General features: G+C 69.6%; 21 protein-coding genes. 9 read left to right on the forward strand and 12 right to left on the reverse strand.

Annotated features, from left to right (window positions below; all coding sequences use genetic code 11):
* Positions 1–355 precede the first annotated feature (355 nt).
* Together VGW35_16225 and VGW35_16230 are read left to right on the forward strand one after the other, a co-directional pair.
* On the forward strand, positions 356–535 hold the full coding sequence (locus tag VGW35_16225; GenBank protein ID HEV8309207.1) for a helix-turn-helix transcriptional regulator: 180 nt from the start codon (positions 356–358) through the stop codon (positions 533–535).
* Positions 536–648: 113 nt separating this feature from the next.
* A complete protein-coding gene (locus tag VGW35_16230) occupies positions 649–852 on the forward strand; it encodes a hypothetical protein (protein ID HEV8309208.1) in 204 nt (67 codons plus the stop codon).
* Positions 853–898: 46 nt separating this feature from the next.
* Here the strand turns inward: VGW35_16230 and VGW35_16235 are convergent, their stop codons facing one another.
* A complete protein-coding gene (locus VGW35_16235) occupies positions 899–2,329 on the reverse strand; it encodes a M23 family metallopeptidase (protein ID HEV8309209.1) in 1,431 nt (476 codons plus the stop codon).
* Positions 2,330–2,525: 196 nt separating this feature from the next.
* Here VGW35_16235 and VGW35_16240 point away from each other — a divergent pair, with 196 nt between their 5' ends.
* From VGW35_16240 to VGW35_16250, 3 genes are all read left to right on the forward strand, one after another.
* The gene (locus tag VGW35_16240) at positions 2,526–2,639 is read left to right on the forward strand and encodes a carboxymuconolactone decarboxylase family protein (protein ID HEV8309210.1); all 114 of its coding nucleotides are present in this window, start codon (positions 2,526–2,528) and stop codon (positions 2,637–2,639) included.
* Positions 2,640–2,825 (forward strand): hypothetical protein, encoded by a 186-nt coding sequence (locus VGW35_16245; protein HEV8309211.1) that lies wholly within the window; start codon positions 2,640–2,642, stop codon positions 2,823–2,825.
* 156 nt (positions 2,826–2,981) lie between these two features.
* The gene (locus tag VGW35_16250) at positions 2,982–3,839 is read left to right on the forward strand and encodes an alpha/beta fold hydrolase (GenBank protein HEV8309212.1); all 858 of its coding nucleotides are present in this window, start codon (positions 2,982–2,984) and stop codon (positions 3,837–3,839) included.
* A 61-nt stretch (positions 3,840–3,900) separates the two neighbouring features.
* On the opposite strand, the gene VGW35_16255 is transcribed toward VGW35_16250, so the two are convergent.
* The gene (locus VGW35_16255) at positions 3,901–5,451 is read right to left on the reverse strand and encodes an ABC transporter substrate-binding protein (protein ID HEV8309213.1); all 1,551 of its coding nucleotides are present in this window, start codon (positions 5,449–5,451) and stop codon (positions 3,901–3,903) included.
* 110 nt (positions 5,452–5,561) lie between these two features.
* Between VGW35_16255 and VGW35_16260 the strand changes: the two genes are divergently transcribed.
* On the forward strand, positions 5,562–6,341 hold the full coding sequence (locus VGW35_16260; GenBank protein HEV8309214.1) for a GNAT family N-acetyltransferase: 780 nt from the start codon (positions 5,562–5,564) through the stop codon (positions 6,339–6,341).
* Complete coding sequence (locus VGW35_16265) at positions 6,338–7,375, forward strand: 2-oxoglutarate and iron-dependent oxygenase domain-containing protein (GenBank protein HEV8309215.1); 1,038 nt, start codon at positions 6,338–6,340, stop codon at positions 7,373–7,375. Before VGW35_16260 ends, VGW35_16265 begins: the two co-directional genes overlap by 4 nt.
* 39 nt (positions 7,376–7,414) lie before the next feature.
* On the opposite strand, the gene VGW35_16270 is transcribed toward VGW35_16265, so the two are convergent.
* Genes VGW35_16270 through VGW35_16285 form a run of 4 tightly spaced genes read right to left on the reverse strand, consistent with a single transcriptional unit; the run spans position 7,415 to position 12,909 of the window.
* Positions 7,415–8,428 carry a hypothetical protein gene (locus VGW35_16270; GenBank protein ID HEV8309216.1) on the reverse strand — a complete coding sequence of 338 codons (1,014 nt, stop codon included), beginning with the start codon at positions 8,426–8,428 and terminating at the stop codon, positions 7,415–7,417.
* Positions 8,429–8,473: 45 nt separating this feature from the next.
* Positions 8,474–10,084, reverse strand: coding sequence for a response regulator (locus tag VGW35_16275; GenBank protein HEV8309217.1), 1,611 nt, complete (start codon positions 10,082–10,084; stop codon positions 8,474–8,476).
* Positions 10,081–10,458 carry a response regulator gene (locus VGW35_16280; GenBank protein HEV8309218.1) on the reverse strand — a complete coding sequence of 126 codons (378 nt, stop codon included), beginning with the start codon at positions 10,456–10,458 and terminating at the stop codon, positions 10,081–10,083. Before VGW35_16280 ends, VGW35_16275 begins: the two co-directional genes overlap by 4 nt.
* A gap of 9 nt (positions 10,459–10,467) precedes the next feature.
* Positions 10,468–12,909 (reverse strand): response regulator, encoded by a 2,442-nt coding sequence (locus VGW35_16285; protein ID HEV8309219.1) that lies wholly within the window; start codon positions 12,907–12,909, stop codon positions 10,468–10,470.
* 267 nt (positions 12,910–13,176) lie between these two features.
* Between VGW35_16285 and VGW35_16290 the strand changes: the two genes are divergently transcribed.
* The gene (locus VGW35_16290) at positions 13,177–13,905 is read left to right on the forward strand and encodes a carboxypeptidase regulatory-like domain-containing protein (protein ID HEV8309220.1); all 729 of its coding nucleotides are present in this window, start codon (positions 13,177–13,179) and stop codon (positions 13,903–13,905) included.
* A 193-nt stretch (positions 13,906–14,098) separates the two neighbouring features.
* On the opposite strand, the gene VGW35_16295 is transcribed toward VGW35_16290, so the two are convergent.
* From VGW35_16295 to VGW35_16320, 6 genes are all read right to left on the reverse strand, one after another.
* Positions 14,099–14,548 (reverse strand): desulfoferrodoxin family protein, encoded by a 450-nt coding sequence (locus VGW35_16295; protein ID HEV8309221.1) that lies wholly within the window; start codon positions 14,546–14,548, stop codon positions 14,099–14,101.
* Positions 14,549–14,598: 50 nt separating this feature from the next.
* A complete protein-coding gene (locus VGW35_16300) occupies positions 14,599–15,351 on the reverse strand; it encodes a TVP38/TMEM64 family protein (GenBank protein ID HEV8309222.1) in 753 nt (250 codons plus the stop codon).
* A 191-nt stretch (positions 15,352–15,542) separates the two neighbouring features.
* Positions 15,543–16,838 (reverse strand): TRAP transporter large permease, encoded by a 1,296-nt coding sequence (locus VGW35_16305; GenBank protein ID HEV8309223.1) that lies wholly within the window; start codon positions 16,836–16,838, stop codon positions 15,543–15,545.
* Positions 16,838–17,326, reverse strand: coding sequence for a TRAP transporter small permease (locus VGW35_16310; GenBank protein ID HEV8309224.1), 489 nt, complete (start codon positions 17,324–17,326; stop codon positions 16,838–16,840). The genes VGW35_16305 and VGW35_16310 overlap by 1 nt, the downstream gene beginning before the upstream one ends.
* Positions 17,327–17,393: 67 nt before the next feature.
* Positions 17,394–18,392, reverse strand: a complete 999-nt coding sequence (locus VGW35_16315; protein ID HEV8309225.1) for a TRAP transporter substrate-binding protein — start codon at positions 18,390–18,392, stop codon at positions 17,394–17,396.
* A 147-nt stretch (positions 18,393–18,539) separates the two neighbouring features.
* Positions 18,540–18,827: a helix-turn-helix domain-containing protein gene (locus VGW35_16320; protein HEV8309226.1), complete on the reverse strand. Its 288-nt coding sequence runs from the start codon at positions 18,825–18,827 to the stop codon at positions 18,540–18,542.
* 119 nt (positions 18,828–18,946) lie between these two features.
* Here VGW35_16320 and VGW35_16325 point away from each other — a divergent pair, with 119 nt between their 5' ends.
* Complete coding sequence (locus tag VGW35_16325) at positions 18,947–20,116, forward strand: citrate/2-methylcitrate synthase (protein HEV8309227.1); 1,170 nt, start codon at positions 18,947–18,949, stop codon at positions 20,114–20,116.
* Positions 20,117–20,166 lie beyond the last annotated feature (50 nt).

Consider the following 20,166-nt stretch of genomic DNA (forward strand, 5'->3'; position numbering starts at 1 on the left):
AGAGTGCCCGGCCTACGGCTTCCGCGAGGGCTGACTCCGTGTCTTCCCCCTCACCCAGGCTCGAAGTTCAGCCCAACGGGGGCGGTACGTACTCGACGGAGATGCTCGGGTGGTGTCTGTATGTCGAGGATGGGGCTCATGGTTCGTGGTACGCCGCAGGCGGGGTCCGGGATACCATGCTGCGGGGCGTGCGGCACGCTACTGGAGCGGACCCGGCAGGTTTGGGAGGCCGAGCTCCGGCGGCTCCTGGCGGCGGTCCAGGCGAGCCTGGCGGAGGCGGAGCGGGTCCCACGCGGGGGGCTTGACACCAAGTGAACAATACTTCACTATGACACCGACACCGAGGCAACTAGGGATGAGGTTGAAAAGGCTCCGCGAGGAGAAGCACCTGAGCCAAGAGGCGCTGGCCAAGAAGGCTAGGGTCACCCGTGAGTACGTAAACAAGCTTGAGGCAGGGAAGCACGACCCGACGCTGGGCGTGCTCCAGCGCCTCGCGAAGGCCCTTGGCGTGCCGGTGACGGAGCTGTTGGAGTAGAAGACCCGTGCGGGGATGCCGCGGCCCACACACACGCGAGGGTGGATGGTCCGGGACCGCGCGGATGGCACTCCCACGGCAGGCTCTTGCCGCACATTGCTAGAATGGGGGCTGTGGCCTCGCTCCGGCTGGCATACCTGGCGCTGGCCGGCGGCTTGCTCGCGTACGGCGCCAGCCTCATCTGGCTCGGGCTCCGCCGCGCCCGCCGACCGGCCGGGCTCACGCTGCGCATCCTGATGGTGCTGGCGGTGCTGATCGCCGTCGCGGGCACCGTGGCGGCGGTGATTCTCGAGAGGCGCGCGGCGGCGCCGTGGTGATGGTGGGACCCCCGGCCATCGTCTCGCGCGTGGCCCGGGCGCGCGGTCAGCGAGCGCGGGCGCGCCGGCCGCTTCGGGGCGCCGCCGGGGTGGAGGCGGCCGCCGGCGCCGGGGCGAGCGCCCCGTCGGTGACACCGGCGACGGCGATGCCGGCGTCGGCGAGCGGCTTGGCGATCCGATCCCGGATCCAGTGCTCGTCCCACCACTCGAGCGGCGACGTGTACACGCCGTGAATCAGCATCGCGAAGTGCAGGTGATCGCCGCCGGCTAGCCCGGTCTCTCCGCTCCGCCCGAGCGCCTCGCCCTTGGCGACCGTCTGGCCCGCCTTCACGGCGATCTCGGAAAGATGCCCGTAGAGCGTGAAGAGGCCCAGGCCGTGGTCCAGCACGACCATGTTGCCGTAGATTCCGTTGAATCCCGTGAACACGACGCGTCCCGCGTTCGAGGCGTCTACGGGACTCTGCTTGCGCGAAGCGAGGTCGATCCCCAGGTGCCACTGGGTGTCCACCGTCCGCCCGTCGGCGAGGTAAGTGCGCTCCTCCGGGAAGTTCGCGAACACCTTGGTGTTGGGCTGCTGGCGGAACACGCCCTGCCACAGGGGCTTCGGAGCGCTCCCGGTCTGGGAAAGCTCGCGGATCTTCGCCTCGGCGGCCTTTCGACCGTCCCGGTTTACCGTGAGGAACGCCTGGAGGAGCTGCTCGCCCGTCGCCGTGCCGGGCGTCTGGGGGGCGAGCTCGGGCACCTTGCGCTGGAGGAACGCCTCGGTCAGGCGGATCGTGTCCTTCGGGAAGCGCACCGGGAGGAAGGTCACCGGCACCCCGATCAGACGCTGATTGCCCGCCTCGTCCTCGGCGAAGAGGCTCGGTGGCGTCTGGGCGCCGTGGTAGGGGATCGTGAACAGTGCGACGTGCACCGCCGGGTCCTGGGTGAGGCCGGCGACCCCGGGAAAGAAGGCGGCTCCGACCTGGACGCCCGAGCGGCTCGCGCCCGCCACGCGGTAGACGGCGATCCCGGCGCCTGCGTGCTTGATATAGCCCGTCGCCGACCGGAGCTCGAGCGTCGGCGGGGTCAGATCGACAGCGAAGCGGTGGGTGAGCCGCGGGCCCGGGTCCTGGCGGAGGCGCCACACGGTGTCGCGCGCGAAGACCTGGAGCTCGGCGTCACCCTCCTTGAGACCGAGGGCGGCCGCTTCCAGGTTGAGGGGCCGGTCGGCCTCTCGCGGTGCCGGCGACGCGAACGCTTCGGTCAGGACCACGCGCGCCGTCCCCCCCTGAATCACTCGCGCCTCGACGGAGCGGAGGCCGCCGGCCGGGGCCCGCAGCCGCATGGTCACGGTGCGCTTGGGGTGGCCGAGGGCGGTGAAGGCAGGGTCGAGGTTGACCGCGACGAGCGGCTGGCGCTGGCGCCACAGGACGAACCCACCGGCGAGACCCAGCAGAACGAGCAGGACGATCCAGACCTTCCAAACGCGGAACATCAGGTCGCATCGTACACAGGCGGTGCTCCGCCGTCAAACTTTCGGAAGCCCGTAGGGAAACTCGCCGGGCTGCCCCGCTTCGGCGGCCGCCTCGGCGAAGCGGTGCGACCGGCTTGAGCCGGCCAGGCTTCTCTCGTAGAATGGGGCCGGCCATTCCCCTATCCCTGTACACCACACACACATCACGGAGGTCCTCATGGCTCAGATGAAGGAGTTCGCCGGCGTCTACTATCGGGAGGGCGCCCTCGATCCCAAAACGATGCAGCTCGTGGCCCTCGCGGCGATGGCCGCGGCCGGCTGTACCTCCTGAGTGCCGGGACGCTTCGCGGCTGCGAAGCAAGCCGGCGCCACCGACGACGAGCTCAGCGAGACCCTCTACTACGCGATGCGGGGGGCCGCCCGCGCGACGTGGAGCACCATCAAGCACATCGACGGGATCGAGGATCTGAACAAGGACTGGAAGACCAAGTTCGAGCGTGAGAACGGCAAAGCCTAGCCCCAATCGGCAAATTGCCGAAGCGCGTTTGCCCCCAATTTCCCTCTCCCCCACCGGGGGGAGAGGGAGCGGATAGGAGCGGCCGGGTTACTCGGACACACGCCTTGTGCGCCGCTAGTCCGCCAGCCTGGTAGGTCGCCAGAGGCCAGGAGGACCATGCCGTACGCCAGGACCGACGATCGTGTGCGGATTTACTACGAGGAGGACGGATCGGGCAGCCCGCTGGTCCTGGCGTACGGCATCGGGGGCAACACCGACATGTGGAACACCAACGCGGCCGCCCTCGCCGCCCGGCATCGACTCGTCCTCTGGGAGCCGCGGGGCCATGCTCGCTCCGACAGTCCCGAGGATCCGGCCCGGTATTCGTTCCAGCGGTGGGCGCTCGACCTTCGCGATCTGCTCGATCACCTGAGGATTCGGAGGGCTCACGTGGGCGGGCTCTCGCTGGGCGGCGGCATCGCGACCCGGTTCGCGCTCCGCTACCCGGGCCGGGTCCGGTCGCTCATCGTCACCAACTCCTCCTCGGCGTCCGGGCTTCCGCTGTCCGTGGAAAACCTCGTGATGCGGGCCCGGAGCATCGAGATCACCCTCGACCAGGGAATGGACGCCATGGCCGAGTACGCCATGACGGGCAACCCCAACGTGGCCGGGCGCCTCGCCCTGGACCCGGGCGCCAAAGCCGAATTTTACGAAGAGTATCGGCGGCTCAGTCCCATCGGCTATGCCAACTCCCTCCGGAGCCTCATCGCCATGGACCACATCACCGGCGACCTTCACCGGCTGCACCGGATCCCGGTGCTGCTGGTCGGCGGGGACCAGGACCCGTCGCTCGGCCCCATGAAGGTCATGCACCGAAAGATCCGGGGCTCGAAGCTCGTCGTGCTCTCCCCGGCGAGCCACTTCGCCAACCGGGATCAGCCCGAGGCCTGGAACCGCGCGGTCCTCGCCTTCCTGGCCCGGTGCGACCGGCCCCGCCGCACCGGGCCGGCCCGCTCGCGCGCCGGCCGGGGCTGAGCCGGCCCGGTCGCGCCGCGCGACGCATCCCGGGGCTTCCGACGGCGTTCGCTCGTTTCGGCTACCTGTCGTCCTTGAACGCCATGTCGGAGGCCTTGATTACCTCGTCCCCGCGCGCCTTCCAGACGAGGCGGCGGTTCACGCCGTAGAGGTCGACCTGCTGGTAGAGGGGCATGGCCGCCGCCTCTTCCACCCAGAGCCGGTTGATCCGGTGGTAGAGCTCGAGGCGCTTCTTTTCGTCCATCGTGCCCTGCGCCTCGTCCACCAGCCTGTCGAACTCGGGATTGTGGTAATTGACGAAGATCCCGCCCGTCCGGAACAGCGGGACGTAGATGCTCTCGGCGTCGTAGGTACCCGCCCCCCAGCCGATGAGCCACACCGGTCCGGCCTTGTGGACGTAGGCCATGCTGTTGAGGTAGTTGCCCCACTCGTAGGTGCGGGGCGTCGTGCGGATGCCGGCCCGCGTGAGCTGACCGCTCACGGCCTCGGCCACCTCCTTGTCGCGGACGTACCGGCCCTGGGGACTGTTCAGGACGATGTCGATCCCGTTGGGGTGGCCGGCCTCGGCCAGGAGCCTGGCGGCCTGGGCCGGGTCGGGCCGGAGCGGCTTGAGCTCGCGATCGAACCCGAAGTGCCGGTCCGTCAGCATGGTGGCGACCCGGACACCCTTCCCGTCCAGGACGGTCCGGATGAGCTCGTCCACGTCGACCGCGACGTTCATGGCCCGACGCACGCGGCGGTCCACGGTCGGCCCCGCGTAAGGGCCGACCACCTTGTGCTGGGCGTCCATCTGGTGGGTGTAGTACAGGAGCTGGATGGTCCGCACACTGGGAGCCGTGGACAGGGTGACGCGCGGATGGCGATCGATGACGGGCGCCAGATGGGGCGGAATGTTGACGGCCAGGTCGATCTCGCCGTTTTGCAGCGCGGCCACCCGCACGGCGTCGTCGGGGATCGGCCGGAACACGACCGTCTTGATCTTCGGCGCGCCCCGCCAGTACTGCTCGTTCGCCTCGAGGACGATCTCCTCGTCCTTCGCCCACCGGACGTACCGGTAGGGACCGGTGCCGATCGGGTTCTTCGAGATGTATGTCGAGTCCTTCCCTTCGTACGCCTTCGGGGGATACATCGCGGCCTGGGCGAAGGCCATGGCCTTCGCGAAGATCGGCCAGGGCTTCCGGGTATGGACGCGGACCGTGTGGGGGTCGACGATCTCCACCCGGTCGATCGGCACGAAGTTGGGAGTGGCGCGGAGCTTGTTGGCGGGATTCGCCAGGCGCTCGAGGCTGAACTTCACCGATTCGGCCGTGAACTCCTCGCCGTTATGGAAGCGGACGCCCCGCCGCAGCTTGACCTCCCAGGTCGTCGGCGCCACGGTCTTCGGCAGCTCCACGGCCAGCGCCGGCACGAGGTCGAGGTTCTGGTCCCGCATGACGAGCCCCTCGTAGAGATGGCGGGCCAGGTTGGAGGCCGGCGTCTCCTGCTGGTTCATCGTGTCGAGGCTCGTCGGATCGACGCCCTGGGCGATGACGACGCGGCCGGACGGCGCGGCCGCCGCCGTCAGGGGAAGGGCGAGGAGGAGGAGCGACGAGGCGATTCGTCGGACGAGCATGCGGCGCCTCCGAGTCGGAATGTTGGGGGCAGCGATGAACGTTACTCTAGCCGGCCCGCGCGGCGCCGGTCAAGGCGCTGTCCTCATGTGATTCGCAGTATGATGACGGCATGAGCCATTCCACGCTCTGGCGGACGTTCACGCTCCGTGATCGACCCGAGCTGGAGCCCGAGTTCGAGCGACTCGCCGAGGAAGGATGGCCCCGCTTCATGCGCCAGCGAGACGAGCTCGGCTGCGGACGCTACTGGCCGGCGCTCTTCACCGAGTTCGCCGACTGGCAGCTCGCGGTGTGCGGTCAGTTCGGCCGGGTCGTCGCGGTCGGGCACGCGATCCCATTCGTCTGGGGCGGCCAGGCCGACGCCCTTCCCCCCAGCATCGCCGGGATCATGGAGAATGCGGCGCACGCACGGGCGCACGGCCGCCCGCCGACGACGCTCTCCGCCCTCGCCGTGCTGGTGGACCGGCGCCATCGTGGGGAGGGGCTCAGCCGGGCCGTCCTGACCGCGATGGCGCAGCTGGCGCAGGGAAAGGGCCTCGAGGCGTTCGTGGCCCCCGTCCGGCCGACGCTCAAGGCCAGCTATCCGCTCGCGGGCATGGGGCAATACGTCAAGTGGACGGATGGCGAGGGGCTGCCGTTCGATCCGTGGGTGCGTACTCACGCGAAGCTCGGAGCCGAGATCGTCGGCGTGCTCCCCCGGGCGATGGTCATCGTGGGAACGGTGGGGGCGTGGGAGGAGTGGACGGCCATGCGCTTCCCCGACTCCGGGACGTACGTCGTCCCGGGCGCGCTTCAGCCGGTCACGATCGATCGCGATCGGGACGAAGGACGCTACGAGGACCCGAACGTCTGGATGCGGCACCCGATGTCGGAGCGGAGGGCCGGGCGATGAACATCTTCAAAGCCATGGCCGTGAGGAGCGTCGAGGAAGCGACGCGGGCGATCCCCGTCATCGACTTCGGTCCCGCGCTCCGAGGCCAGCCGGGTGGGCTCGACGCCGTCGCGGGCGAGGTGCGGCGCGCCTGCGAGCAGGTCGGCTTCTTCTACCTCGCCGGTCACGGCGTGCCCCCGGCGGTGGTCGATGCCGCCTTCCGGGCCGCGCGCGAGTTTCATGGGATGCCGCTCGAAGAGAAGCTCGCGCTCAGGATCAACGAGAACAACATCGGCTACCTGGCGGTGAACCAGAGCATCCAGGGGGCGTCCACCGTCCACAAGGCCACTCGACCGAACTACAACGAGAGCTTCTTCATCAGCCACGACCGGGACGCCAGCCACCCCGATGTCCTCGCCGGTACTCCGCTCCGCGGCCGCAACCAGTGGCCCGAGGGGCGCGAGGGGATGCGGTCCGCGATGGTCAGGTACTTCGAGACCCTGGAGGGGCTGGGCGAGGGGATGCTGCCGGTGCTCGCGCGGGCGCTGGACATGCCGCCCGGCCACTTCAGCCCGTTCTTCCGGAACGAGGCGCACATCAACCTGCGCTTCCTGCACTACCCGCCGCAGGACACGGAGGACGACGAGCAGTTCGGCCAGGGGCCCCACACCGACAACTCGTTCGTCACCATGCTCGCCCGAGAGGATGTTCCCGGGCTCGCCGTCCGTCTCCCCGGCGGGGAGTGGCTGGCCCCGCCGGTGATCCCCGGGACGTTCCTCGTCAACCTCGGCAACATCATGAAGCGGTGGTCGAACGATCGCTTTCTCTCGACCCCCCACGGGGTGCTGAACGATTCGGGTACGGACCGCTACTCGATCGCCTTCTTCTACAGCCCGAACGTGGAGACGGTCATCGAGTGCTTGCCGACGTGCGTCGGCCCCGGCGATCCGGCGCGATACCCCCCGGCCGTGTATCGCGACCTCGTTCTGGAATTCTACAACGCCAACTACTTCCACCGTCAGGCCTACGCCGGAAGCCCGCAGACCGCCGGCTGAGCGGCCGGCCCTCGTCCACCGTGCGCGCGCCGGCTCGCGTCACGCACGCCAGAAGCCCCGGACGAGCTGCCCGAGGACGTAGACCATGGCGGCGCCCACCACCAGCTTGATGCCGGCCGGGCCTACCACGAACGGGATGCCGAAGATGCCGAACGTCATGAGCAGGCCGCCCGTCAGGATCACGAACATTCGCCGCCAGCGCCGACTGCGTCGCCAGGCACCCGAGCGCCAGGCGGCCTTGATCTCGGAGAACGAAGCCGCGTCCTCGGCCTGGGCCCCGACCGTCCGGCCGCGGATCCGATACGTGGACCGACGCCAGACGTAGGGTCGCGCGGACAGGTCCCGGCTCTGGCGGGCCATCTCCTCGACCTCTACGTGGGTCATCGGCTGGCCCCCGGTGAGCATCAGGTGGATGAGGCCGCCCATGAACAGCACGAAGCCCAGCGCCGCCATGCCGATGGCGACGGCCAGCAGCGGAGGCTGGTGCCGCGCCATGACGTCCTCGAGTGCCTTCATGGCCGGAGACAACTCGCCGAGGGTGATGGCGAGCAGCGCGACGGCCACGGACGCCCCCCACCCGAGGGCCTGTCGTACGCCGCCGGGCGTGCCGGCTGCTCCGGTCGAGAGGGCGGACGGCGCCTCAGGCGCCACCGGCCCCGGCGCTTCCGACTCCTCCTCCTCTCCGGCTGGCGCCGGTGGGCCGGCAGCCGCTCGGGCGTTGGCGCGGCCGATGGCCCGGCCGAAGGCGATGATGAGCGCGTGCAAGCCCCACCATCCCCCCACCACGAGGGCGAGCATGCCGAGGTTGCGCGCGGTGAATCCGCCTTCGGCGCTCCCGAGGAAGCGGGCGAACAGGAGGAGGATGACGAGCCAGCAGCCGACGTAGGCGGCACCCCAGCGGCGACGGCGGGACCACCCCGGTGGCGGCGGCTCGAGGTCGAGCAGGGTCTCGCTCCACTGGACCATCGCGTAGACCATCACCAGCGACACGACGGCCAGCGGAAGGACGAAGGCGAGTAGCAGCTCGGCGGTGCCGGGCGCCCCGGACATCATCCGCTCGATCCGATCCCGGATCCCCGCGGGCTGGGCGGCGAGACGCTATGCCCCGGCCGGGCCTCGGTCGCCGCGCGTGAGGCGGAGCACGTTGAAGGTCGGGACCGGCCTGAGGAGTCCCTTCAAGACGAGAGGGCCCACCTCCTCGGTCTCGGCCAGATCCTCGAGGGCGGTCGCCACCCGGGCGGCCACGAGGATCTGTCCGGCCTTCGCCTCGCCGCAGAGGCGCGCGGCGAGGTTCGTCACCGTCCCGATGGCGCCGTAGTCCCAGCGCCCTTCGAAGCCGATGGCGCCGAGGGTCGCGTAGCCCTGGGCGATTCCGACGCCGAGGTCGAGATCCCATCCGCGTTTGCGCCATCCCGCGCTGAGCGCCTTGACCCGATCGCGCATCGCCACCGCCATCCGGATGGCACGCTCGGCGGGATTCGACACCGGGACGGGGTCATTGAAGAAGACCATCATCCCGTCGCCGGTGAAGCGCTCGAGCGTCCCCTCGTGCTGGAGAATCAGCTGGCCCATCTCGGCGTGGTACTGGCGGAGGACGCCCATCACCTCCTCGGGCTCGGACGTCTCGGCGAATGCGGTGAACCCGCGGAGATCGAGAAACACGACCGTGACCTCCCGGCGGTGCGTCTTCAGGGGATCGTCGGCATCACCGGCCACGATGAGATCGGCCAGCTGCGGCGAGAAGAATCGCTTGAGTCGACCGAGGCGCTCGACCTGAGCGACCTGCTCCCGGACGCGCTCTTCGAGCGTCCGGTTCCACTCCGCCAGTTCCCTGAGGTGCCGCACCTCCTGGTCGCGCAGGCGTTTCTTCTCGAGACAGGCGCCGATCCGGGCCCGGAGGAGCACGGGGTCGAAGGGCTTGGCCAGGTAATCTTCCGCGCCCAGCTCGATGCATCGCACGACGCTCGCGATCTCGTCGAGCGCCGAGATCATCAGGACGGGGATGTCGCGCAGCGCGGAATCGGCCTTGAGGCGCTGGAGGACCTCGTAGCCGTCCATCTCCGGCATCATCACGTCCAGCAGCACGAGATCCACCGGCTCGGTCCGGAGGGCATCGAGGGCCTGGCGGCCGCCGGCCGCCATCCGGACCCGGTAGCCCTGTCGGGCGAGCCGCCGCGCCAGCATCTCGCGGTTGCTCTCGTTGTCGTCGACGACCAGGATCGCCCCGTGCTCAGGCGACGCGACGGGGGCCACGGCCCGGGGGGCCGAGGCGTCCGGGGCCCGCCCGCCGGCCCCGGACCGCTCGTCCCCCGGTCGCGGCACGCCCTGCCGGATCAACGTGCGCAGGTGGTCCGCCGCGGTGCTGATCCGGGCCAGGTCCGGCAGCAGGCTGACCGAGCCGGCCGGGGCGGCCTGGGCGCTGAGGGCTTGAGCGGTGGCGATGATCCGCTCCAGCGGCTCGGTCAGCTCGGCCGCCGCGCGCTCGAGATCCACGGTGCCCGCCTCGGCGCCGGGCGCGGCCAGCACCTCATTGATGCGGGCGAGGAGCCACCGGGAATCCTCCTGGATGCGGCGGAGCCCGGGCGCCAGGTCGGCTCCGCTGGCGGCCTCGAGGTCCTCCAGCAGCATCTCGCTGTAGCCGATCATGTGGTTCAACGGCGTCCGCAGCTCGTGGCGGAGGTAGGCGAGGCTGGTGGGCTCGGGCGTCATCCGGCGGGCCTGCTGGACAGCAGCGCTTCGATCTTGGCCAGCAGCCGGGGAAACTCGATCGGCTTGGTATCGAAATCGTCGCACCCGGCCTCCAGCGCCTTCTCGCGGTCACCGGACATGGCGTGGGCGGTGAGGGCGATGATGGGAATGTCCCGCGTCGCCGGCGCGGCCTTGAGCCGCCGCGTCGCTTCCCAGCCGTCCAGCCCGGGCAGGCTCATGTCCATGAGGATGAGCGCCGGCCCCTCCGACTGCGCCCGCTCGACGCCTTCCTGCCCATCGACGGCCAGGACGACCTCGTAGCCTTTCCGCTGCAGCCGCCGGGACAGCATGTCCCGGTTCATCTCGTTGTCCTCGACGAGGAGGATCTTCGGCATGACCTGTCCTCAGGTCGTCCGGGGGCGGGCGGAGGCGGTCACCATGTCGCGCACCTCGCGGAGCAGGTCGTCGCGGCTGTACGTCCCCTTCTGGAGGACCCTTTCCACGTAGCCGTTCAGGCGTTGCCGGTCCTCGGCCGACAGGTGCTTGGCGGTCACGACGACGATCGGGATCGCGCGCCAGGCGTCACGCTTCCGGACCTCGGCGACGAACTCGAATCCGTCCATTTCCGGCATCATCAGGTCGAGCAGGATCAGTCCGGGTGCCCGGGCCTGCAGGTACTCGAGGGCGGCGCGCCCGTGCTCGGCCTCGGCCACCGTGTATCCCTCCCGTTCCAGGGTCCGGCGGATCAGCTGCCGCACGTCGGGGTCGTCGTCGACGACGAGGATCGGGAGGTCGCGCCGGTACTTGTTGAGGACGGTGACGAGGCGCTCGCGATCGAGGGGCTTGATGAGGTAATCGGTGGCTCCCAGCGCGTACCCGAGGTTCTTGTCGTCCACGATGGTCAGCATGATGACGGGGATGTCGGCGAGATCGGGATCCGCCTTGAGGGCCGCCAGCACGGTCCAGCCGTCCAGGCCGGGCATCATCACGTCGAGCGTGATCACCCGGGGTCGCAGCGCCTTGGCCACTCGGAGACCTTCCTCACCGCCGCCGGCGGTCACGACCCGGAAGCCCTCCTTCCCCAGGAAGCGCTGCATCAGGTCACGGACGGCCGGGTCGTCGTCGATGACCAGCACGGTATTGGTCCCGTCAGCGGGCGCTTGGCCGGGGGCGGGCGTCTCCGGCAGGGGCTCGGCGGCGCGGGCCGGCAGGCGGATGGTGAAGGTGCTGCCCGCGCCCGGCACGCTTTCCACGGTGAGGTCGCCGCCCATGAGCCGGCACAGGCGACGGCTGAGGGCCAGGCCGAGCCCGGTGCCGCCGTATTTGCGGGTCGTGGAGGCGTCGGCCTGGGAGAACTCCTGAAAGAGCCGGCCCAGCTGCTCGGCCGTCAGGCCGATTCCGGTGTCCCGCACGCTGAAGGTCAGCCACTCTCCGGCGGGCTCCGTCTGGCGGCTGACCGTCAGCGTCACCGTCCCGTGGTCGGTGAACTTGCAGGCGTTGCTCAGGAGGTTGAACAGGGCTTGCCGGAGCTTGGTGAGATCGGCCCGCATGCTGCCGACGGCGGGATCGCACTGCACCTCCAGCCGGTTTCCGTTCTTATCCGCCAGGGGTTGAATCACGGCCGCGATGTCCCGCACGACGGCCGGCACGCCGAAGGTTTCGAGGTACAGATCCATCTTGCCGGCCTCGATCTTGGAGAGGTCGAGCACGGCGTTGATCAGCTCCAGCAGGTGCTTCCCCGCCGCGTTGATCTTCTGCAGGTCGGGCACGGACCGGGGATCGCCGGCCTCCACCGCCTCTTCCTGCAGCATCTCGCTGTAGCCGATGATCGCGTTGAGGGGCGTGCGCAGCTCGTGGCTCATGTTGGCGAGGAAGTCCGATTTCGCCTGGCTCGCGCGCCCGAGCTTCTCGTTGAGGATCTGGAGCTCCTGGCCGGCTTCGCGCTGGCGCTCGTAAAGCCGATGAAGCTCCCGGCTCATCTGATTCATCCGGGCGGCCAGAGCTCCGAACTCGTCACGATTGGGGACATCGATGACGCTGCCGAAGTCCCCTTTGGCCACCCGGCTCAGGAACCCGTCCGCCTGGCGCACGGGCAGGATGAGGGACCACGAGATCACGAACCCGAGCAGGAGGGCGAGGACGAGCGACCCTCCCACGAAACTCGCCACCAGGACGAGCGCCCGGCGGTTGGCGGCCACCACGCTGCGCCGCAGGCTGGCCATCCCGTCCTCTTCCGACTTGACGACCTGCTCGACCAGGCCCTCGATCCGCTCGTAGAGAGGCGATCCCTGGTTCAGGTGCAGTCGCATCGCCTGGTCGAGCTTCCCCTCCCGGAGGAGGTTCGCGATGTCGGCGACGGTGGTCAGCACCTCGTCCTGCGTCGCACGGATGCGCTGGATCGTCTCCCGCTCCTCCGACGGGGCGGCTTCCTCGACTCGGGCCAGCATGTCGTTGAAGCGGTTGTTCTCGCGCAGGATCTTCTCGATCGTCCCTTCGTCCTTGAGGAGCAGGGCCAGCGCCGTGAAGTTCATCTGCCGGGCCAGGGCCTCTTGGACCTGGCGCGAGGCATCGACCCGCTGGTGTCGCTCGTCGAGCAGGCGGCTCTGCCGGGACATCCCGGCCATCGTCTGAAGGCTCATGATCCCCATGACGATGAACAGGAGCGCCACCAGCAAGAACCCCCCGAGGAGCTTGGTGTGGACCGAGGCCCGGATGGCGGCGACCCCGCGCACCAGCCGGCCGACAGGCGAGCGGGTGAGCACGACATCGGCGAACCGCTCGCCGAGGCCGGAGCGCCAGGCGCGCTCCGCTCCGTGTTCTCCTCGAGGTCCATGATCCCGCGACATGCAACGGCTCCCAGGCGGCTCCAGAAGGGCCCGCGTCCGGCCGGATCGAGCGCCGTCACGCGGGCGCCGGCGCCTCTGACGAATCTGTGCTGACGTGCCCCGATTGTCAACGCGTTTCTTGAGTCAGCCGCCGCCGGGCGCCGGCCGCGCCCGAAACCGCTCGGGGCGCCTTGACCGGTGCCGACCGCCCGGACTAAGCTGCAGTCGGAGCTCACGACTCAGCCGACCGTTCAATCTGGCGGGACCGCCTACGAGGAGAGCGCACTGATGCGGAGAGGCCTCGCTCGGCCGACGCGACGGGCTCGGACCCGATCGGCCGCCCTGGTCGCCGGCCTGATCGCGTGGGGACTGATGCTGGCCGGCCCGGCCTGGGCGACCACCATCAAGGGCACGGTCCGCTACGTCGGTGGCCCGGTCGAGCAGCGCAAGGTCCCGGTGACGATCGACCAGTACGTCTGCGGGAAGGAGAAGGAGGCGGAGCACCTCGTCCTGTCCGCCGACCGAGCGATCCGGTATGCCGTGGTGTCCCTGCAGACGCCTCCCGCCGGGGCGAAGTGGGACGCGCCCCTGCCCTCAGCCCAGATGGACCAGAAGCAGTGCGCGTTCGCGCCGCGGGTCGTCGTCGTGCCGGTGGGCGGGACGGTTGAGTTCTTGAACAGCGACCGACTCCTGCACAACCTGCACAGCCGGAGCAAGGAGAACGCGACCTTCAACCGCACCCAGCCGAAGGGACGATCCATTCCGGTCGCCTTCAAGAGGCCCGAGATCGTCCGCGTGGACTGCGATCTCCACTCCTGGATGCGGGGCTGGGTCGTCGTGGCCGAGCATCCCTTCTACGCCGTCACCAACGAGCAAGGCGAGTTCGTCCTCAGCAGCGTGCCGCCCGGCAAGTACACGCTCGAGGTATGGCAGGAGAGTCTCGGGACGGTCAGCCGGGAGATCACGGTTCCGGAAACCGGGATCTCCACGCTGACCCTCGAGATGGGCAAGAAGTAGCCGGCGCCCCGACCTCAGGGCGGCGAAGACATCCCTTCAAAGGTCTGACCTCGACCCCTCACGGCCTGGTTTCTCGCAGCGCCCGTGGCGTTAACCTCGCGTCCCGGTCGTTCCGCTTCGAGCGGCGGCTTCGCCGCCGCAATGTTCCCGGGGGAGGTTCCGGAGGGGGCCGTCGAGGCCCCCTCCGGTTCATCTAGGGCACCACCGCGATCTTCTTCGACGTTTCCCACGCCGCGGAGTGGTTCGGCTCCGCGAGCGCCCGTAGCGTGCCGCCTTCGTCGAGCGCGATCGTGAAGGTCACCTTCGGGAACGAGAAGACCGGGTGGAGGTAGACGCGGGCGATCTCGGCCGAGTCCTTGTAGAGGGCGATGTACCGGATGAAATGCTCGCCGAGCGACGGGTGGTCGCCTCCGACCCCCACCTGGATCGTGACGTCGAACCACTCACCGCGCCGCACCGAGTCGGGCGCCTCGATCCGGGCCGAGTGCTTGGGGTCGATCGAGGTCCGCACCTCCCGGTATTCCGGGGTGAACTGCTCCTCCTGACCCGCCGTCGCCGGGTGCCGGTCTCCCCAGCCGAGCAAGGTCCCGAGTGCCAATCCCGCGACCACGGCGGCCCCGCGCCGCGCCCTGTCGACTTTCATGCTCGTTCCTCCTGGCCGCGCGGTATCTCACGAGCGCGCGGCCGTCAGGCTCAGCGTGTGCCCGGCACCCGCCGGAAGCAGGCCACGAGCTGGTGTCGGTAGTAGTAGAGGGGCAGCGCCACCGCCGCCACCACCGCCGTCACCAGGACCATGTCGAGGTAGTGGCCGGTCGCGGTCCTCGCGCCCTGGGCGGACAGCGCCCAGGTCCCGGGCAGGCGGCCCACCGTGGAGACGAGGGCGAAGAGGCGGAACGGCATGGGACTGAGACCGAACAGATAGCACGCGATGTCCTTCGGCAGGCCGGGGATCAGGTAAACGATGAAGCAGAGGAGGGCACCCTCGGCCTTGACGAGGAACCCCATGCGATCCCACGTCTCGGGGGCCACGAGCCGGCACACGAACGGCGCGCCGAGCCAGCGCCCCACCGCGAAGGCGAAGAGCGATCCGGCCGTCAGCCCCAGGGTCGAGTACACGAAGCCCAGGGCCTCCCCGAACAGGAAGCCGCCCAGAAAGCCCGTGATCTCGCCGGGAAAGGGAGCGATCACGACCTGGAGCGCCTGCACGGTCCCGAAGAGACCGGGCGCCCAGACACCCCAGCGGCGGAGCGCGTCCTGCAGGAGCTCCCGGTCCCGATAGACCCGGAGCAGCGCGGCGGGCACGGTGCTGTCGGAGATCAGGAGCCAGAACGTGAAGCCGGCCAGCGCCGTCAGCCCGAGCCAGACGAGTCGGCTCGATCGGAATCTGGCCGTGGCTGTCGGGTCGTGTTCGACCGCGTCCGGCGCCGGCAGTAGGTCACCGAGCACGCGTCACCCTTGCGAGGCCGACGAGAATGCGCGCCCCGAGGTGTGGCGCCAACAGCGCGAAGCCCCGCATGGTGCGGGGTAGAGTATATGATCTTCCGGTCGCCGTCAACGCCGGAGACCTCGTCGGAGACCGCGCGGACCGCGGCCGGGCGCGCGACCGCACCGCGGGCCAGCCAGTCGGCCCGGGCGCGCTAGAGCCACTTCGGGACGAGGAGTCTCGGGATCGCCAGGACCGTCCAGGGGACGAGGGCGCAGACGAGGATGATGACGATGATGGCGATCATCATGATGTGGAGGAGCTTCAAGATCCGCGTCACCGGGATGCCGGCCACCGCGCAGGCTGTCAGCGAGCAGAGCCCATAGGGCAGGGTCAAGAGACCGAGCGCCAGCGTCATGACGATCACCACGCCGAGGTGGACCGGATGGATGCCGACCTGGAGGGCGACCGGCTGGAGGATGGGCACGAAGATGAGAATGGCCGGGATCGCATCCATGAAGGTGCCGAGCACGATGTAGAGGAGCACGATCAGGAGCATGATGAGGCGCCAGTCGGTGGTCAGGCCGAGAATGAAGCTGGTCACGAGGTCCGGCACCCGGTAGAAGGCCAGCAGCCATCCGAAGATCGACGCCCCGGCCACGCAGAAGAGCACCTGAGAGAACTGGACGACGGTGTCGGCGAAGAGCCGCGGCAGCATCCCCCAGGCCAGGCTCCGGTACAGGAGGAGCGTGATACCGAGCGCGTAGACCGCGGCCACCGATGCCGCCTCGGTCGGGGTGAAGATCCCGATCACCATCCCGCCCACGATGATGACGGGCACGCCGAGCGGCCAGATGCCCTCCTTGGCTCCCTCCCAGATGGCCCGGGGGCCGAGGAAGCGCGGGTGCTCGCGGGGGAAGTCGTACTTGAGCGCGAAGAAGTGGGACTGGATCATGAGGGCCAGTCCCATGAGGACCCCCGGCAGGATGCCGCCGATGAGGAGGGCCCCCGTCGAGGTCTCGGCGGTCGCCCCGTAGACGACCATCAGGATGCTCGGCGGGATCACCACGCCCATCGTCGAGGTGCAGGCGGTGAGGCAGACGGTGAAATTCTCGTCGTAGCCCCGCCGCTTCATGGCTGGGATGAAGACCGTCCCGATCCCGGCCGCCTCGGCGGTGCTGCTGCCGGAGATGCCGGCGAAGAACATCCCCACCACCACGTTGACGTGGGCGAGCCCGCCCCGGAGGTGGCCGACCAGGGCCATGGCCAGCTTGACCAGGCGCTCGGAGATCCCGCCGGCGTTCATCACGTTGCCGGCCAGGAAGAAGAAGGGGAGGGCCAGGAGCGTGAAGCCGTTGATCCCGGTGAACATCTGCTGGACGACCACCGCCGGGGGCAGCCCCTCCTGGAGCACGACCAGGAGCGAGGCGAGGAGGAGCGCGTAGGAGATCGGGATCCCGAGGACGAGCGCCCCGGCGAACGTCCCGAACAGCACGGCCAGGGGGTGCATCAGGCGCTCTCCGGCGTGCCGAGCGCGACCTGGCGGCCGTCGCGCAGCGCGTCGACCGCGGCCGCCAGGATCATGTAGGCCGCGCTGACCGGGATGATCAGGGTGGGGACGAACATGGTGATGCCGAGCCCCGGTGACAGGCGCTTGAGGCCGAGCACGGCGAACTCGTAGCCCTTGACGAGCATGAAGATCGAGAACCCGAGGACGATCAGGTCGACCAGCAGCCGCTGGGCGGCGGCCGCCCGCCCCCGGAGGAGCCCGGCCAGGAAGTCGAAGCTGAAATGGGAGCGGCGGCGCGTATTGACCGCCGCTCCCAGGAACACGCACCAGATGAAGGCGAAGAGGGACAGCTCCTCGCCCCAGATGAACGCCACGCTGAACAGGTAGCGCAGGCAGACCTGGACGAAGATGCCGAGCGTGATGAAGGCCAGGAGCGCGGCCAGGAGCGGCAGCAGCCCGCGCTCGATGGCGATCAGGAGCCGGGCCATCAGGGGGGCGCCCCGGGGCCCGGGCGGCCCTTCCGGGCCGTCGTCGACGCGCGCGACACGGACAGGGTTACTTGGCGTGGCTCCGGACGATCCCGAGGATGTCCGTCACCTTGAGCTCCCGGGCCACCTCGTCCTGAACGGGGGCGATCAGCGCCACGAACTTCGTCTTCTCCGGCGTGGTGAGAACGGCGCCCTTGGCCTTCAGGCGGTCGACCGCGGCCGCGACGAACTCGGCGTCCTTCTTCCGTTCGTGCACCGAGGCCTCCTTGCCCGCCTCCAGGACGATCTTCTGGAGGTCGGCCGGCAGGCTGGCGAGCTTCTTCTCGTTGATGTACAGCGTCGACAGGTTCCGCTGGTGCTCGGTCTGGGAGATGTACTTCGCCGCCTCGTAGTGCTTGTTCGACTCGATGACGGCCAGGCCATTCTCGGCGGCGTCGATGACCCCGGACTGGAGGGCCTGGTAGACCTCGCCGAAGTTCATCGGGGTCGGGATCGCCCCCAGGGTCTTCCACACCTTGACTTCCACCGGGTTGTTCTGGACCCGGATCTTCAGGCCCTTGAGGTCGTCGGGGCTCGCCACCGAGCCCTTGCGGCTGTAGATGTTGCGGACGCCGGCCGCGTAGTAACCCGCCACCTTGATGCCCACGCCCTTGCTGGCCACGATCTCGTCGATCCGCTTCTGGAAGGTCGGGTCGTTTACGACCCGCTCGAAGTGCGGGATGTCCTTGAACAGGTAGGCGACGCTGAAGAGGCCCAGTTCGGGGATGACCGTGGCCGCGTTGGGGGCGTTGGCGCAGATGACGTCGATGGACCCGAGGCGGAGCCCCTCCATCATGGCCACCTCGGAGCCGAGCTGGGCGGCCGGGAACACATCGACCTTGATGCGCCCCTGGCTCCGCTCCTCCACGAGCTTCTTGAACATCTTGTGGCCTTCGTCGTACATGCTTCCGACCGGCTGGTCGTGGCCGGCCCGGAGCTTGATCTCCTGGGCGCCGGTCGGCCCGGCCACGGCGCAGAGCCCGAGCGCGACGAGCAGGGCGAGCGCGAGCGCGGCGACAGACTGCATGAGCCTACCCTCCTTGGCCAGGGGTGGGGAGAGTGCGTCCTCGAGACGGATGCCGGCGAATGCCGGTATGTCTAGCATGCCCCGGGCGGCCTGACAAGGGCGCCCGGGCGCGGGGTCCCGCGGCCGCCCCGGGGGCCGCGCTCGGCGTCAGTCGTTGATCCAGGATTCGGCGAGCGGGATCTCCGCCGGTCGGCCCCGCCGGCCCCGGGGGCTCGCCCTTCCCCGACTCACGCCCGCGCTCGGCTGGAGCCGGAGCAGGCGCTCGACGTCGGCCCGGCGGTAGAGGCGCTGGCGCTTGATGCCCTGGCGGTAGCTCGGGAGAAATCCTCGGCTGACGTACGCGTAGAGCGTCGCGCGCTTCACACCGAGGAGGCGGGCCGCCTCCTCGACGGTCAGGTACTCGTCACCGCCCAGCACGATCACCGGCTCGACCATAACAGGTCGGCCCGGACCTGTCCAGGCTGGTAAAGACAAATATAGTTAAATCAACTATAATCAATCTTAGGCAAGGGATGAGAGGTTCGACCCTGTTGCGCACTGCAGAGGAGGCGGCTATGGAAACCACCTGGAAGGCGGGGCTCGAAGACGTCATCGCGGCCCGCTCGGCCATCTGCGCCATCGACGGGGAGGCGGGCCGACTCTACTACCGCGGCTACGAGATCGGCGACCTGGCATCCGCCGTGAGCTTCGAGGCGGCGACGCATCTGCTCTGGTTCGGCGAGCTGCCCGAGCATGCCGAGGCCTTCTCGGCCCGGCTCGAGGGGGGGCGCGGGCTGCCGGCGCCGGTGCTGGCCATGCTCCGCTCGCTGCCCCGCGACTGCCATCCCCTCGACGCGCTGCGAACCGGTGTGTCGCTGGCGGCGGCGCTGGATCCCGACGTCCGCGCCGGCGACCGCGAGGCCAACCTCCGGAAGGCGACCCGGCTGATGAGCCTCGTCCCCGAGACCGTGGCGGCCTGGCATCGCCTCCGTCGCGGGCTGGAGCCCTTGCCGGCTCGGCCCGGCGGCTCGCACGCCGCGCACTTCCTCTACCTCCTGGAGGGCCGGGAGCCCTCTCCCGAGATGGCCCGGGTGCTGGACGTGATCCTCACCCTCCACGCGGATCACGAGTTGAACGCCTCCACCTTCGCCGCCCGGGTGGCGGTGGCGACCCTCGCCGACCTCCACGCCGCCGTCGTGGCCGCCATCGCGACGCTCAAGGGGCCGCGACACGGCGGCGCCAACGAGGACGTCCTGGCGATGCTCCTCGAGATCGCCGAGCCCTCGAGGGCCGAGGCCTTCATCGACGCGCGGCTTCACGCCCATGCCGCGCTGTCCCGGCCCGAGCGCGCCGATCCCCGGGCCCGGGTGCCGGGATTCGGTCATCGCGTGTACAAGGTCGACGACGCGCGGGCGCGGGTCCTGCGCGGGATGGCCAAGTCGATGGCCGAGGCCACCGGCCACACGCGGCTCTTCGAGGCCGCGGAACGCGTCTACGAAGCGATGAAGGTCCGGACGAGCCTGCCGGTCAACGTCGACTTCTTCTCGGCCGTGGTCTACGACGCCCTCGGGATCTCGCCGGACTTCTGCACGTCGATCTTCGCCGTCGGCCGCGTGGCCGGCTGGTGCGCCCACGCGCTCGAGCAGTATGCGGACAACCGCCTGATCCGCCCGCGCGCCGAGTACGTGGGGCCGGCGCCCCGGGGACTCGGCCGGGCCGCCCGGGGTCTCGGAGTGGGCCGCTGAGGCCCCCTCGGCGCGTCACGAGTGGCGGAAGCGCGGCGGCTCCTTCGCGA

This window comes from Candidatus Methylomirabilota bacterium, from assembly GCA_036005065.1.
Lineage (GTDB): Bacteria > Methylomirabilota > Methylomirabilia > Rokubacteriales > DASRDR01 > DASYQW01.